Genomic DNA, 15,490 nt, shown 5'->3' with positions numbered 1-15,490 from the left:
CTAGCGGTGAGTGGCAAGCCTGGGACGCACTGTTCGGAGGGGCCATGGCAAGCCGGCGCCTGGGACTTGTGGGGAGGGGATCCATCCCGGCCTGGCTGCGAAGCAGTCCCAAAATCGGCGGCCTGGTTGCGCTCAACGGGTTTGGGGTCGCTGCGCGACTCAACGGGAACCCCCTCGCCACCAGGACTGCATCCGACTGCCGACGTACGCTGCTCGCTAGGATGAGGCGCTATCGATTGTTCTGGGCAACCGCTGGTCAATCACCCGGTACAAGGCGCTGTCCTCAGGCCAGTTGCGCATGAACCGGGCCCGGTCACGTGCGTAGGCCGGGGCGAAGCTGGCGTGGGTGCGGTGCTGGCACATCGAATCCAGGTCGATCAGCGCCCAGCGGTCGTGCTGCCAGAACAGGTTGTGACCCTTGAGGTCGCCGTGGCTGATACGCTCGCGGATCAGGTCGGCGAACAGACGGTCCAGCGCCAGCAATTCGGGCTCCGGCGCTTCACCGCTTTCCATGTAGGGTGTGAAGTGCTCGATGATGTCGGGCCCAGGCAGGTAATCGGTCACCAGGTACGCACCGCGACGCAGCCACAGGAAACGCTTTTCCAGCAATGCCAGCGGCTTGGGCGTGGCGATGCCGAGGAAGGCCAGGCGATGGCCTTCGCGCCAGGAATGCCAGGCACGGCTGGGGCGCCAGAAGCGCTTGAGCCAGTGGGCGAAATTCTTGATGTTGTAGCGCTTGATCACCAGGGGACGACCGTCCACTTCGACTTTGCCAACACTGGCCGCGCCACCGGTCTTGTACAGGTGTCCCTGGTCAAGCAAGGCATCCGCCTGCGCCAGGACCGGTGCCATGGCTGCCTCCTCGTCACGACGGATCGCCCGCAGGCCGAACGGTCCCCGTTGCACACTGAACAGGCTGCATTCGCGACCGATCTTCTCCAGGAAATCTTTCAGGCGCCAGGCCTGCACCTTGTCGATCTGTTTCTGCAGCGCTTCCATGGGCAGCGCGTGCTCGGCGTTACCGAGCAGGTAATGCACCAGCAGTTCCTCGTTGAACGGCTCGATGGACTTGGGTAGCTGGGCAAAGAACACCCCGAGGTTCTCCAGCACCTTCTGTCGCGACAAGGGTTGCCCAGGGGTTTCGGCGCGGATGCCGGCACCGTCGATCAGATAGAGCTTGCCGCCATGACGCAGCAGGTTGTCCAGATGAAGATCTTCCTGCCACAGGCCTTTGCTGTGCAGCTGGGCAATGGCGCCCAAGGCCTCGGCCAGCACAGCCGTCTGCTCGTCCGCCAGCAAGGGCAGGTGCTCGACCTGCTTCCAGGCATCCGCCAGGCTCTCGGCCTCTTCGAGCAACTCGAACAGCAACCAGCCGCCCTCACCTTCTTTCAGGCCATCGGCAAGCAATAGCGGAGTGGTCAAGCCCTGCTCGGCCAGCAAGCGCACGCCCTGCAATTCTCGCTGGAAGTGCCGGGCGGCCTTGCTGCCCACCAGCAACTTGGCCAACACCGGCCGGCCGCGCCACACACCGGCACCGACATAACGCTGCCCCGGCAACACTCGCAACAGCGTCAGCAGCTGCAGTTGCGCCGGCCCGGCGGCGTCCGCCAATTCCAGGCTCAGCGGCAGGACCGGGCTGCGGCCGGCATCTTTCAGTTCGGACAATTGCATCAATGGGCTTCCTTGTGGCTGCGCCGGGCGGTAAGGCGGCTCATCCAGCTATCGACCAGTGCCCCTTCGATCGGCTGGTCCAGATAGGCAGACAGTAGCTCGCGCACGTCGTTGTCATTCCAGGCGCGAGCGCGACGCAGCAAGGGCTCCAGATCCTTGACCCGGTCGCGCTGGCCGAACAGCAGTGGTCGAGTCTTCTCCAGATCGATCAACCGGGCCTGGTAGCCGTTCGCGATCGCCTGCAGGAAGATGTGCTTGGGATAGAAACAGCCATGGACCTGACGCATGCCGTGCAGGCGCCGCGCCAATTGGCCGCAGGCCTGCAGGATGGCGCAGCGTTGCGCTACCGTCAGCGCCGGCCAGCGATGCAATAACGAATCCAGGTCGTCCCAGCCGTCGAGCGCCCGGGTCAGCAGGATCGCACGCACCTCGCCGTCCACCTTGCGCTGGCCGTAGAACACTGCTTGCAGCGCCGGGATCCCCAGTTCGCGATATCGGCTGATATTGCGAAACTCCCGGGAAAAGCTCGGCTCGCCGAAGGGATGGGACCAGGTTCGAGTCAGGTAATTGCTCTGGCGCTTGAGGTAATAGCCCTGCCCTTCCAGTTCAAGCCGGAACACGCTGCTCCAGCCCCCGCCCGAGGTATTGGGTTCATCCACGGCGTCCAACTGCCGCGCCCACAGAGCCTCGAAGCTGTCCAGGCCGTGACGCGCCAGCAAGGGCCGGTCTTCGGCGGCCAGAAAATCAGTCATTCACGCCCCTCGAAAAATCTCACTACATGGCGGATGCGCTTCTTGTCGCACGCATCGAGCCGGTCACGCTGGCGGTATTGCAGGTAAAAGCGCAGGCGCTGGGTGGCGGACAGGTGATACTTGGCCACTTTATCCAGGCATGCCAGGTCTTTGGTGATGCGGTACTTGAGCCAGAAACCACGCCAGAAATCACCGTTGGGACAGTCGATCAGGAACAGTCGCGACTGGTCGTCCACCAACAGATTGCGCCATTTCAAATCGTTATGGGTGAAACGATGTTCATGCATGATCCGGGTGTACCCCGCCAGTTGCTGGCTCACCTTTTCGACCCAGGCGCGATCGGCCAGGCGCTGGTCGTGATGCTCGGCCAGGGCGGAAAGGTCCTCGGTATGGGGCAGCTCACGGGTGATCATCGCGCCGCGGGCATAGGCCGCGCCATGCCGTTCCAGCCCCCAGGCGACGACTTGTGCCGTGGGAATGCCCCATTTGGCGAAACGCTTGAGGTTCTGCCATTCGGACTTGACCCGGGGCCTGCCCAGGTAGCGCCGCAGGCCCTTGCCGGCCCCGGTGTAACGCTTGACGTAATAGTTCACGCCATTGCGCTGTACCCGGATCACCTCCGACAGCGGGTCGCGTGTGAGGCGCTCGCCCTCCAGGGCGAACACCGCGTCGAGGCTGCCGAAATCCCGCGCCAGTTCAGCGTAGGCAGGTTCCAGATTCCAGCCCGACATCAGAGCGCGTCCCCGTACCGTTGTTTACGTGCATAGAGCTTGTTGGCCTTGCCTTCGAGCCAACGCAGCAGCGTGGCTTCTTCGGCGAGGATCCGGCGCAGCGGCTGCTGGAAATAGCCTTTGAGAAAACGCAGCTTGTCACGCTGTGTCAGGCCGATGTCCAACGCCGAGAAATACAGCGCCGCCAGGTCCTTGTTGCGCCAGCGCCGGGTGATGGCCGGGCGGGTCTGGGCACGGTGCAGGTCGATCACCGACAGTTTGAGATCCGCAGCCGTGACCGGTTTGTCGGTGTGCAGCAGGAAATGGCAGATGTAGCAGTCGCGATGGTTGACCCCGGCACGGTGCATCATGCCGGTCATGCGCGCCACCTCGGCGATCAGGGCCCGCTTGAGTGCCGGTTGCGGCGGCTGCCTGACCCAGTCGATGCTGAAATCTTCGAGGCTGATGGTAGGCGCCAGCTCCTCGGTGACAATGAAAGAGTGCTGGTCTGCCGGGTTGCTGCCTTTTTCGCCATAGGCCACGGCCGTCATGGTGGGTACACCGACTTCCTGCAAGCGCTGGATGGCTTTCCACTCCTGCCCCGCCCCCAGGACCGGCAATTTGGCAGTCAGCAGGTTCTTGAAGATTTCGCCCCAACCGATTCCCCGGTGGATCTTCACGAAAAAGCCGCGACCGTCCACCTCCGTGCGCAAGGTGCGCCGGGCTTCCAGTTCGCGATAGACCTCGCCCTTGAGCGCTTCGACTTCGGCGAACGCATCGCGTCCGGCCCAAAGGCTCTTGAACGGTTCGGCCAACATCACTTTCATTGTGCGTGCTCCGCCAGAATCACGTCGGCCGCGTGCTGCGGCATGCTGTAGAGGTCCGCCGTTTCGGCGAAAGCCAGGCCGTTGCGGCTCCAGGCAGCCCGCGCCTCGGCGTCGCTCAGCATCCGCTGCAGGTACTCGGTGAGCTGGGCCTGTTCGAACGGCTCGTCCAGCACCAGGCCGCAATCGGCCTCGGCAATGTAATGAGCGTACCCGCACACCGCGCTGACCAGCACCGGCAAACCGGCCACCAACGCTTCCAACAGCACGGTGCCAGTGTTTTCGTTGTACGCCGGGTGGATCAACAGGTCGGCCCCTAACAGGAAACGCGGGATGTCACTGCGGCCCTTGAGGAACCGCACGTTGTCGCCCAGACCCAACGCGGCGCTCTGCAGTTGGAATACCTTGGGGTCGTCCTGGCCGATTACAAACAATCGGGTGCGTTTTTTCAGTTCCGCCGGCAACGCGGCCAGGGCCTTGAGGCTGCGATCCACGCCCTTGGTCTTGAACCCGGAGCCGATCTGCACCAGCAACAGCTCGTCGTCAGCCAGTTCGAATTCGGCACGGAACGCGGCGCGTATGTCATCGGCATCGGCGGGCCGTCGGCGGTCCTGGGCGATGCCCGGTGGCAGCAGGTGAAAGCGTTCCAGCGGTGTGCCGTAGTGCTTGATGAACAGCGGCTGCTGGACTTCGGAAATCATCAGCACGTCGGTTTTCGCATCCTTGGCGAACACGGCCCGCTCGTACTCGGCGAAATGCCGGTAGCGGCCCCAGCGCCGGTACAGCGAGTTGCGCAGGTTCTGCGCCTTGTCTTCGAAACAACCGTCGGCGGCGTAGTACACGTCCAGGCCAGGCATTTTGTTGAAGCCGATCAAACGGTCCACCGGGCGCTTGGCCAGGTCGGCCTCCATCCACGCACTGAGCTTCTCGTTGCGGCGGTGATTGAACAGCGCCTTGACCGGCGCCACCAGCACCTCGAAGCCGGGCGGCACGTCTCCTTCCCAAATCAGCGTGTAGACACGGATCTGGTGACCGCGTCGCTGGCACTCCAGGGCAATGCGCATGAAGTCACGCTGCAGGCCACCGAAAGGGAAGTACTTGTACAGGACAAAAGCCAATTGCATCAGCGTGATTCCTCAGCCAATAACGTGCTCAGGTGGCTGGCGACACGCTCGGGGTTCAGACGCGTGAAGCACAGGGGCTGCTCGCGTTTCAGGTCAAACCGCCGGGCATCTTCGGCGGTCGGCGGATAGGTGCATTGTTTCTGCATGCAGGGTGCACAAGGAAAATCACTGGCAAGGTGGACCTGGCCCTTGCCGTAGGCACCGGTGAGTACCGGGTTGGTGGGGCCGAGCAGGGAGATGGTCGGCACGTCCAGCGCCGCGGCCAGGTGGCCCAGCCCGGTGTCCACGGCCACGCAGGCCTGAGCGCCGGCCAGCACCTTGCCCACAGCGCCCAGGTTCAGCTTCGGCAACACCTGGGCGTTGCGCAGCCCTTTGGCGATGCGCTCGGCCCGGGCCTTTTCCAGGGGGCTGCCCCACGGCAACTTCACCACCACGCCGAGCTGCCCCATGCGCTCGGCGAGCTGGCGCCAATAAAGCTCCGGCCAGTGCTTGGACTCCCAGGTCGTGCCATGCAGGAACACCACGTAGGGGTATTGGCGCGGCAATTCCACCAGCTTGTCGACGCTCAGGCCATAGTTGCCCAGGGTCTGGGGCAGGTCATACCCCAGCGCCAGCGCGAACAACTGCCGCACCCGCTCCACCGCATGCTGACCGCGAGCCACCGCCAACCGACGGGAATAGAACCGCGCGGCCAGGGGTTCACGGGCCGATTGCTTGTCCAGGCCGGCCACCGGAGCCTTGACGTAACGGGTCAGCCAGGCGCTCTTGAGCAGGCCCTGGGCATCAATGACCAGGTCGTACTTTTGCGCCCGCAGGCTCTGCTTGAAGCCTCGCCACTCGCCGCTCTTGATGGTTTGCCAGAGGTTCTTGCGCCAGCGCCGAATCGCCACCGGTATGACCTTGCCCACGGCCGGGTGCCAGGTGGGAATCTCGGCGAAACCTTCTTCCACCACCCAGTCGAACCGGATGCCAGGGATCGCTCGCGCGGCGTCGGTCAATGCCGGCAGGGTGTGGACCACATCGCCCAGGGAGGAGGTCTTGATCAGCAATACCCGCAAGTTACTGGACCTCCACGGGGGTGCCCTGCACGCGCGCCAGGGCATCGGTCACCGATGGCGGCATGAGCTGGCGCAGGCAGTTGTAGTGGCCGAAGCGGCAAGTGCGGTCGAAGCATGGGCTGCATTCGATGCCCAGACGCACTACTTCGACCTTGTCGGCCAGCGGCGGGGTAAAGCCCGGCGAGGTGGAGCCATAGACAGCCACCAGCGGACGGTTCAGGGCCGCCGCCACGTGCATCAGGCCTGAATCGTTGGACACCACCGAGTCGGCGCAGGACAGCAGGTCGATGGCTTCGGCCAGGGAGGTATCGCCACTGAGGTTCACCGCCTCTTCCCGCAGGCCGGGAATCAGGCGCGAGCGGATGTCTTCGCCCACCGGGTGATCCTTCTTTGAACCGAACAGCCACACTTGCCAGCCTTCACGGATCTTCGCTTCCGCGACCTGGGCGTAATGCTCGGCCGGCCAGCGCTTGGATTCGCCGAACTCGGCCCCCGGGCACAACGCAAGCACCGGACGGTCAAGGCTCAGGCCGAACCTGGCCAAAGCAGCGTCACGGGTCACCGGGTCGATCTGCAGGCTCGGCCGCGGATAAGGTTTCGGCAGCTCGGCACCCGGCTCATAGGCCAGGGCCATGAACCGCTCGATCATCAGCGGATAGCGGTCCTTGTCCAGCTTGCGCACATCATTGAGCAGGCCGTAGCGCAGCTCGCCGCGCCAACCGGTGCGCTTGGCAATACCGGCGAAGAACGGCACCAGGGCAGATTTCAACGAATTGGGGAGCAGGATCGCCTGGTCATACTGACCGGCCAGGGATCTGCCGATACGCCGGCGGGTCGCCAGCTCCAGCACGCCGTGACCGAGCGGGAAGCTCAAGGCCTTGCGTACTTCGGGCATGCGCTCAAGGATCGGCCGGCTCCACTCAGGGGCCAGGACGTCGATTTCGCACTGCGGATGGCGCTGCTTGAGGTACTGGAACAGTGTCTGCGCCATCACCATATCACCGACCCAACTGGGCCCAACGATCAGAATATTCATGTGCTTTCCAAAAACGATACGGGGAGGCCTACGCCTCCCCGCCTCGAGAATCACTGTGGCTTAGGTCGTTGCCTGCTGCCCTAATCTACAACACACCGCCAATCTACCGAGGGAGCGAGCCTGCTCGCGACAAGGCCAGCTCATTCAACATCAATGTCGCCTGACATTCCGCTATCGCCAGCAAGCTCGCTCTCACATTTAAAGCTTCAGCTCAGCCCCAGCTCACCCCAGATCCGCAATACCTGGCGGCGCTCATCCACGAACTGGTCGCCTGCGATCACCCCGGCATCTTTCTGCAAGGCCTGGCGGTGGGCGGCGGAGCGGTAGGCTTTATAGGCTTCGCGCAACAGCGTGGCATCTTCGGCCGGCATCAGACCGACCTCTTGCAACCCGTCCAGGATGCGGATGTTATCGGTGTAGCGCACCAGCGAGGGATGCTCTTCGGACCACGCCAGAGCCGCGTATTGCACCATAAATTCAATATCGACGATACCTCCGGCGTCCTGCTTGAGGTCGAAGGGCGCCGAGGCGTCGAAGGCGTTTGCCGCCGTCCCGGCGGCGGTGGCCTTGCTACCGAGATTGTCGCGCATCTTGGCGCGCATCTCGCTGACCTCCTGGCGCAGCGTCGACAGGTCACGCTTGCGCCCCAGCACCTGGGCGCGGACTTTCTCGAAGGCCTGGCCCACATCCTGGCTTCCCACCAGCACCCGGGCCCGCACCAGTGCCTGATGCTCCCAGGTCCAGGCTTCGTTTTCCTGGTAGCGGGCGAACGCCCCGAGGGAACTGACCAGCAACCCCGAAGCACCGGAAGGCCGCAGGCGCATGTCCACTTCATACAACTGCCCGGAGTTGGTCTGGGCCGTCAGCAGGTGAATGATCCGTTGGCCCAGCCGGGTAAAGAACTGGGCTCCGTCGATGGGTTTCGGTCCGTCGGTTTCCGCCTGGGGATCGCCGTCATGGATGAACACCAGGTCCAGGTCGGAACCATGCCCTAACTCCAGGCCGCCGACTTTCCCATAACCGACAATTATGAAGCCCGGATCGCACAGACTGCCGTCGGTGCGCAGCGGCACACCGTGCTTGGCCACGGTCTGGCGCCAGGCCAGGGCCAGGACCTGTTCGAGAATCGCCTCGGCCAGCCAGGTCAGGTAATCGCTGACCTTCATCAACGGCAGGCTGCCGGCAATTTCCGAAGCCGCCACCCGCAGGCGATGCGCCAGCTTGAAATGCCGCAGCGCTTCCATCTGCTGTTCGAGATCATCCTCGGGGATCCGCGTCAGGCGCTCGCGCAGCTCGGCGGCCAGCTCCGGCGCCAGGGGCGGCTTGAACAGACGACCTTCATTAAGCAGCTCGTCGAGCAGCAGGGGGAAACGCGTGATCTGTTCGGCAATCCACGGGCTGGCCGCGCATAGCGTCAACAAACGTCGCAGGGCACCGGGGTTTTCCGTCAGCAGCACCAGGTAGGCCGAACGGCGGGCCACCGCTTCCACCAACGGCAGTACCCGCTCCAGCACCAGGTCCGGATCGGCGTGCTCGACGGCCTGGGCCAGCAGGCGCGGAATGAAGGCATCCAGGCGTTCGCGCCCCAGGCGCTGCATGGCGCGCAACTGCGGACTGCCGCGCAGGGCCGCCAGGGCCCTGAGCGCCTTGGGCGCGTCACGGAAGCCGCCCTCCTGCAACTGCCGGCACGCCGCTTCCTCGTCCTGACTGTCTTCCCACAAGGGCAACCATTCGCCGCCCACCACCACTTCGCTTTCGCCGCCCTCTTCTTCATCCGGGTCGGCGATGACCTGGCCGAAGTGCCAGGCCACGCGTGCGCGCCAATGCATCAGTTGTTCGTGGAAAGCCGCCCAGTCGGTAAAACCCAGCATGAACGCTATGCGCGCCTGGTCCTGGGGGGTGTCGGGCAGCATCTGGGTCTGGCGGTCGGCGATGGCCTGGATAGCGTGTTCGGTATAGCGCAGGAACTCGTAGCCCTGGCGCAATTCGTCGATCACCTTGGCCGGCAGGTAACCCTGGCCCTCCAGCGTCCCCAGCACCTTCAACAACGGCCGCTGCTGCAGACTCAAATCGCGGCCGCCGTGGATCAGCTGGAATGCCTGAGCGATGAACTCCACTTCGCGAATGCCACCCGAGCCCAACTTGATGTTATCGGCCATGCCCTTGCGCCGCACCTCCTGCTGGATCAACTGCTTCATGGTGCGCAACGCTTCGATGGCGGAAAAATCCAGGTAGCGGCGATACACGAAGGGCCGCAGCATATCGAGCAGTTGCGCGCCGGCCGCCTGGTCTCCGGCCACTACCCGCGCCTTGATCATGGCGTAGCGTTCCCAGTCGCGGCCCTGGTCCTGGTAGTACTGCTCCAGCGCGTTGAAGCTCAGCACCAGCGCACCGGCCGAGCCGTAGGGACGCAGGCGCATGTCGACGCGAAACACGAAACCATCGACCGTCATCGGGTCCAGGGCCTTGATGAGACGCTGGCCCAGGCGGATGAAAAACTCCTGGTTATCCAGTGGCCGCTTCACCCCGACGGTTTCGCCTCCCTCGGGGTAGGCGAAGATCAGGTCGATGTCCGACGACAGGTTCAACTCCACCGCGCCGAGCTTGCCCATGCCCAGGATGACCATCTGCTGCGCCGTACCGCTGCGCCGGCCGGTGGGCGTGCCGAATTGCTGGCAGAGGCGCTGATACAGCCATTGATAGGCCTGGTCAATGCAAGTGTCGGCCATGTCCGACAGGTCGCGACAGGTCCGGACCAGATCGGCCCGACGGTTCAGGTCACGCCAGATGATCCGTACCTGTTGCCGGGTGCGCTGGCGGCGCAGGACCCGACCCAGCTCGTCCTCGGTCTCGGCGGCCTGGACCGCGGCGCCGATCTGCCGGCACATTTCCCCGGTCGCCAGGTCGCGATCCAGCTCGCCGCTGCGTACCAGCTCCAGTAGCATCACGGGGTCACGAAGACTCTGCTCGATGACGAAATCGCTGGCGGCGGCGACGCGGTTGAATTCGCCCCAGCGTTCCGGCGTCCAGGTGGCCAATCCGTGATCGTCATCCAGTGAGGCGACCGACGCACGGAACGACTGCTCGGCACGGCTGACCAACGGCAGGAGAATTGCCGGTACTTCGGCAAGCGGGGGCAGGCTCATGGTCTATCCTTGATCGGCGCGGGAAAGGCTGGATGTAGTGTTTTTTCGAGAGCCACTACCTGATCGACTGTCGAACAAAGATGATAAATAGCTGAAAATCTGATTTTATTGGCAGCCGACATCAAGTTTTTACCTGTTCGAGTTAGCTAAAGACCAACAGTAACGATTATTCTCACAACGAAACGAGGGGCCAAAAGCCTTTCATGTGTAGTTTTACTACTCGTCTATACATTCGGGAGGCTGAAACGGTCGACGATTTGTAGTAAAACTACACGCCGCCGAAACAACCTTCGGCAATCCAAGAATTTATATCGTCTGCCCACAAGGCCAGTCGCAAACTCAGGCAACCGATTCTGGTAGCCTTTCCGCCCTGGAGCAAGCCATGCAAGACCTCGATCCCGTCGAAACCCAGGAATGGCTGGACGCCCTGGAATCGGTTCTCGACAAAGAAGGCGAAGACCGCGCTCATTATCTGATGACCCGCATGGGCGAACTCGCGACCCGCAGCGGTTCGCAACTGCCCTACGCCATCACCACGCCATACCGCAACACCATCCCCGTTACCCACGAAGCACGCATGCCTGGCGACCTGTTCATGGAACGCCGCATTCGCTCGTTGGTACGTTGGAACGCATTGGCCATGGTGATGCGTACCAACCTGAAGGATTCCGACCTGGGCGGTCACATCTCCAGCTTCGCCTCCAGCGCGACGCTGTACGACATCGGCTTCAACTACTTCTTCCAGGCCCCGACCGACGAACACGGCGGCGACCTGATCTACTTCCAGGGTCACGCATCGCCAGGCGTCTACGCCCGTGCGTTCATGGAAGGCCGCATCTCCGAAGACCAGATGAACAACTTCCGCCAGGAAGTGGACGGCAACGGCCTGTCCTCCTACCCGCACCCTTGGCTGATGCCTGATTTCTGGCAGTTCCCGACCGTTTCCATGGGCCTGGGCCCGATCCAGGCGATCTACCAGGCACGTTTCATGAAGTACCTGGAAGCCCGTGGCTTCATCCAGCCAGGCAAGCAGAAGGTCTGGTGCTTCATGGGCGACGGCGAGTGCGACGAGCCGGAATCCCTCGGCGCGATCTCCCTGGCCGGCCGCGAGAAGCTGGACAACCTGATCTTCGTCATCAACTGCAACCTGCAGCGCCTCGACGGCCCGGTTCGCGGCAACGGCAAGATCATCCAGGAACTCGAAGGCGTGTTCCGTGGCGCCCAGTGGAACGTCAACAAGGTTATCTGGGGCCGTTTCTGGGACCCATTGCTGGCCAAGGACGTCGACGGCATCCTGCAGCGTCGCATGGACGAAGTCATCGACGGCGAATACCAGAACTACAAGGCCAAGGACGGCGCGTTCGTCCGCGAGCACTTCTTCAACACGCCTGAGCTCAAGGCCATGGTCGCCGACCTGTCCGACGACGAAATCTGGAAGCTCAACCGTGGCGGCCACGACCCGTACAAGGTCTACGCGGCGTACCACCAGGCGGTCAATCACAAAGAACAGCCGACCGTCATCCTTGCCAAGACCATCAAGGGTTATGGCACAGGTGCCGGCGAAGCGAAGAACACCGCGCACAACACCAAGAAAGTCGATGTCGACAGCCTGAAGTTGTTCCGCGACCGCTTCGACATTCCGGTCAAGGACAGCGAGCTGGAAAACCTGCCGTTCTTCAAGCCCGAAGAAGGCAGCGCCGAAGCCCGTTACCTGGCCGAGCGCCGTGCCGCGCTGGGCGGTTTCGTACCACAGCGTCGCGCCAAGAGCTTCAGCGTCCCGACGCCGCCACTGGAAACCCTCAAGGCTATCCTGGACGGTTCGGGCGACCGTGAAATCTCCACCACCATGGCCTTCGTGCGAATCCTCGCGCAACTGGTCAAGGACAAGGAAATCGGCCCGCGCATCGTTCCGATCATCCCGGACGAAGCCCGTACCTTCGGCATGGAAGGCATGTTCCGCCAGCTGGGCATCTACTCGTCCGTCGGCCAGCTCTACGAGCCAGTCGATAAAGACCAGGTGATGTTCTACCGCGAAGACAAGAAGGGCCAGATCCTGGAGGAAGGCATCAACGAAGCCGGCGCCATGAGCTCCTTCATTGCCGCCGGTACTTCGTACTCCAGCCACAACCAGCCGATGCTGCCGTTCTACATCTTCTACTCGATGTTCGGCTTCCAGCGCATCGGCGACCTGGCCTGGGCCGCTGGCGACAGCCGCACCCGTGGCTTCCTGATCGGCGGTACCGCCGGCCGCACCACGCTGAACGGCGAAGGCCTGCAGCACGAAGACGGTCACAGCCACATGCTGGCCGGTACCATCCCGAACTGCCGCACCTATGATCCGACCTATGGCTACGAGCTGGCGGTGATCATCCAGGACGGCATGAAGAAGATGACCGAAGAGCAACAGGACGTCTTCTACTACATCACCGTGATGAACGAGTCCTACCAGCAGCCAGCCATGCCGGCCGGTGTCGAGGAAGGCATCGTCAAGGGCATGTACCTGCTCGAGGAAGACACCCGCGAAGCGGCGCACCACGTCCAGTTGATGGGCTCCGGCACCATCCTGCGCGAAGTGCGTGAAGCGGCGAAGATCCTGCGTGAAGAATTCAACGTCGGTGCCGACGTGTGGAGCGTCACCAGCTTCAACGAACTGCGTCGCGACGGCCTGGCCGTAGAGCGCAGCAACCGCCTGCACCCTGGCCAGAAGCCAAAGCTGAGCTACGTCGAAGAATGCCTGAACGGTCGCAAGGGTCCGGTCATCGCCTCTACCGACTACATGAAGCTGTTCGCCGAGCAGATCCGCCAGTGGGTTCCTTCCAAGGAATTCAAGGTGCTGGGCACCGACGGTTTCGGCCGTAGCGACAGCCGCAAGAAGCTGCGTCACTTCTTCGAAGTCGATCGTAAGTTCGTTGTGTTGGCAGCCCTGGAAGCCCTGGCTGACCGTGGCGATATCGAACCCAAGGTGGTGGCCGAGGCCATCGTCAAGTTCGGCATCGATCCGGAAAAACGCAACCCACTGGACTGCTGAGGAGAATTTTCGTGAGCGAACTCATTCGCGTACCTGACATCGGCAGCGGTGAAGGTGAAGTAATCGAACTGTTTGTGAAGGTCGGCGACCGTATCGAAGCCGACCAGAGCATCCTGACGCTTGAATCGGACAAGGCCAGCATGGAAGTGCCTGCGCCGAAGGCCGGTGTGATCAAGAGCCTGAAGGTGAAGCTGGGCGATCGCCTGAAAGAAGGCGACGAACTGCTGGAGCTGGAAGTCGAGGGCGCCGCTGCGGCGCCTGAAGCGGCTGCCCCTGCGCCAGCGCCTGCGGCGGCTGAAAAGCCCGCTGCGGCCCCGGCTGCCGAAGCAGCGCCTGCTCCGGCCGCTGCGCCGGCCGCCGCCACTGTCCAGGACATTCATGTTCCGGACATTGGTTCGTCGGGCAAGGCCAAGATCATCGAAGTGCTGGTCAAGGCCGGCGATACCGTCGAAGCCGACCAGTCGCTGATCACCCTGGAATCCGACAAGGCCAGCATGGAGATCCCATCGCCGGCTGCCGGTGTGGTGGAAAGCGTCGAGATCAAGCTGGAAGACGAAGTCGGCACCGGCGACCTGATCCTGAAGCTGAAAGTAGCGGGTGCCTCGGCACCTGCCGCGCCTGCCTCGGCCGCTGCACCCGCCGCCAAGGCTGAAGCAGCTCCAGCGCCAGCCGCCGCGCCTGCCGCCAAGGCCGAAGCAGCGCCTGCCCCTGTCGCCGCCGCGCCTGCGCCAAGCGGTGCCAAGGTGCACGCCGGCCCGGCGGTGCGTCAGTTGGCCCGTGAATTCGGTGTCGAGCTGTCGGCCGTTGGCCCGAGCGGGCCGCACGGTCGTGTGCTCAAGGAAGACGTGCAAGCCTACGTCAAGGCCATGATGCAGAAGGCCAAGAACGCACCGGCCGAAGGCGCCACCGGTGGCGCGGGCATCCCGCCGATCCCGGCGGTGGATTTCAGCCGTTTCGGCGAAACCGAAGAAGTGGCCATGACTCGCCTGATGCAGATCGGCGCGTCGAGCCTGCATCGCAGCTGGCTGAACATCCCGCACGTGACGCAGTTCGACCAGGCCGACATCACCGAGCTGGAAGCTTTCCGCGTCGCGCAGAAAGCCGTGGCGGAAAAGGCCGGCGTGAAGCTGACCGTGTTGCCGTTGTTGCTCAAGGCGTGCGCACACCTGCTCAAGGAACTGCCGGACTTCAACAGCTCCCTGGCCCCAAGCGGCAAGGCTGTGATCCGCAAGAAGTACGTGCACATCGGCTTTGCCGTCGACACCCCGGAAGGCCTGCTGGTACCGGTCATCCGCAACGTCGACCAGAAGAGCCTGCTGCAACTGGCCGGCGAAGCCGCTGCCCTGGCCGACAAGGCCCGGAACAAGAAGCTCACCGCCGACGACATGCAGGGCGCCTGCTTCACCATCTCCAGCCTCGGCCACATTGGCGGTACCGGCTTCACGCCGATCGTCAACGCGCCGGAAGTGGCGATCCTGGGTGTTTCCAAGGCCACCATCCAGCCGGTCTGGGACGGCAAGGCCTTCCAGCCGAAGCTGATGCTGCCACTGTCGCTGTCCTACGATCACCGTGTGATCAACGGCGCCGCCGCTGCACGCTTCACCAAGCGCCTGAGCGACCTGCTGGGCGACATCCGTACCATCCTGCTGTAATCGGACGGCCCTCCTTCATCGGAGGGCCATCCAGGCCGCTGTTTCCGAGCGCCACGCTCGTACCTCAACCCCGCCCAGTTGGCGGGGCTTTTTTTGCCCGCCATACGTCGTCGACAGCGCTATAGGAAACGCCGCCGTCAACTTTCCTACCGCGCAAACCATCAATGACTACACAACCTGTTGATCATTGCCGACAACTTCTGTCCCCCTCCCGTTGAATAGCCATGCCCCGTCAGGCTTTAGCATGGCCCGTGCAAAAACAACCGAACGTTTGTACTCACACAGTTGATCAAGCATTGCTTTCGAATGGATTCGAATATGTTCAAACCCACCGTGGGCCCCATAATTGGCCACACGACAACCGACCACGCGCGCATATTCCTGCGCGGCAACCATGGCAATCACAACAATCCGGTATTCGCCGGCCTGCGTTACAGGCGCCAGGGTGAGACAACATGGTCTGACGGCCATTTCGTCCAGTTGCATGCC

11 protein-coding genes are annotated in these 15,490 nt (G+C 63.0%); 2 read left to right on the top strand and 9 right to left on the bottom strand.

The features are described from left to right. Nucleotides 1-216: 216 nt before the first annotated feature. From AC1M7R_RS13705 to glnE, 8 genes are all read right to left on the bottom strand, one after another. Nucleotides 217-1,671: a lipopolysaccharide kinase InaA family protein gene (locus AC1M7R_RS13705; RefSeq protein WP_490610463.1), complete on the bottom strand. Its 1,455-nt coding sequence runs from the start codon at nucleotides 1,669-1,671 to the stop codon at nucleotides 217-219. Beyond that, nucleotides 1,671-2,423, bottom strand: coding sequence for a lipopolysaccharide kinase InaA family protein (locus AC1M7R_RS13700; protein WP_072458646.1), 753 nt, complete (start codon nucleotides 2,421-2,423; stop codon nucleotides 1,671-1,673). The genes AC1M7R_RS13705 and AC1M7R_RS13700 overlap by 1 nt, the downstream gene beginning before the upstream one ends. Next, on the bottom strand, nucleotides 2,420-3,154 hold the full coding sequence (locus AC1M7R_RS13695; RefSeq protein WP_072398550.1) for a lipopolysaccharide kinase InaA family protein: 735 nt from the start codon (nucleotides 3,152-3,154) through the stop codon (nucleotides 2,420-2,422). Before AC1M7R_RS13695 ends, AC1M7R_RS13700 begins: the two co-directional genes overlap by 4 nt. Continuing rightward, nucleotides 3,154-3,960, bottom strand: a complete 807-nt coding sequence (gene rfaP, locus AC1M7R_RS13690) for a lipopolysaccharide core heptose(I) kinase RfaP (RefSeq protein WP_072458647.1) — start codon at nucleotides 3,958-3,960, stop codon at nucleotides 3,154-3,156. Before rfaP ends, AC1M7R_RS13695 begins: the two co-directional genes overlap by 1 nt. Next, nucleotides 3,957-5,081: a glycosyltransferase family 4 protein gene (locus AC1M7R_RS13685; protein WP_072398552.1), complete on the bottom strand. Its 1,125-nt coding sequence runs from the start codon at nucleotides 5,079-5,081 to the stop codon at nucleotides 3,957-3,959. Before AC1M7R_RS13685 ends, rfaP begins: the two co-directional genes overlap by 4 nt. Continuing rightward, on the bottom strand, nucleotides 5,081-6,139 hold the full coding sequence (waaC, locus tag AC1M7R_RS13680) for a lipopolysaccharide heptosyltransferase I (RefSeq protein WP_072432171.1): 1,059 nt from the start codon (nucleotides 6,137-6,139) through the stop codon (nucleotides 5,081-5,083). The genes AC1M7R_RS13685 and waaC overlap by 1 nt, the downstream gene beginning before the upstream one ends. Nucleotide 6,140: 1 nt before the next feature. Next, nucleotides 6,141-7,175 carry a lipopolysaccharide heptosyltransferase II gene (gene waaF / locus AC1M7R_RS13675; protein ID WP_072398554.1) on the bottom strand — a complete coding sequence of 345 codons (1,035 nt, stop codon included), beginning with the start codon at nucleotides 7,173-7,175 and terminating at the stop codon, nucleotides 6,141-6,143. A 206-nt stretch (nucleotides 7,176-7,381) separates the two neighbouring features. Then, nucleotides 7,382-10,321 carry a bifunctional [glutamate--ammonia ligase]-adenylyl-L-tyrosine phosphorylase/[glutamate--ammonia-ligase] adenylyltransferase gene (gene glnE, locus AC1M7R_RS13670; protein ID WP_490610462.1) on the bottom strand — a complete coding sequence of 980 codons (2,940 nt, stop codon included), beginning with the start codon at nucleotides 10,319-10,321 and terminating at the stop codon, nucleotides 7,382-7,384. A gap of 382 nt (nucleotides 10,322-10,703) precedes the next feature. Here glnE and aceE point away from each other — a divergent pair, with 382 nt between their 5' ends. Together aceE and aceF are read left to right on the top strand one after the other, a co-directional pair. Beyond that, nucleotides 10,704-13,349 (top strand): pyruvate dehydrogenase (acetyl-transferring), homodimeric type, encoded by a 2,646-nt coding sequence (gene aceE, locus AC1M7R_RS13665; RefSeq protein WP_072398556.1) that lies wholly within the window; start codon nucleotides 10,704-10,706, stop codon nucleotides 13,347-13,349. A gap of 11 nt (nucleotides 13,350-13,360) precedes the next feature. Next, nucleotides 13,361-15,001 (top strand): dihydrolipoyllysine-residue acetyltransferase, encoded by a 1,641-nt coding sequence (gene aceF, locus AC1M7R_RS13660; RefSeq protein ID WP_072432174.1) that lies wholly within the window; start codon nucleotides 13,361-13,363, stop codon nucleotides 14,999-15,001. 168 nt (nucleotides 15,002-15,169) lie between these two features. Here the strand turns inward: aceF and AC1M7R_RS13655 are convergent, their stop codons facing one another. Next, a complete protein-coding gene (locus AC1M7R_RS13655; RefSeq protein WP_256327857.1) occupies nucleotides 15,170-15,487 on the bottom strand; it encodes a hypothetical protein in 318 nt (105 codons plus the stop codon). Nucleotides 15,488-15,490: the final 3 nt, after the last annotated feature.

The sequence above is a fragment of the Pseudomonas sp. MS01C9 genome (genome assembly GCF_058202755.1).
Note: the sequence above shows the minus strand (reverse complement) of the source record. Positions and strands in the feature narration are given on the sequence as shown.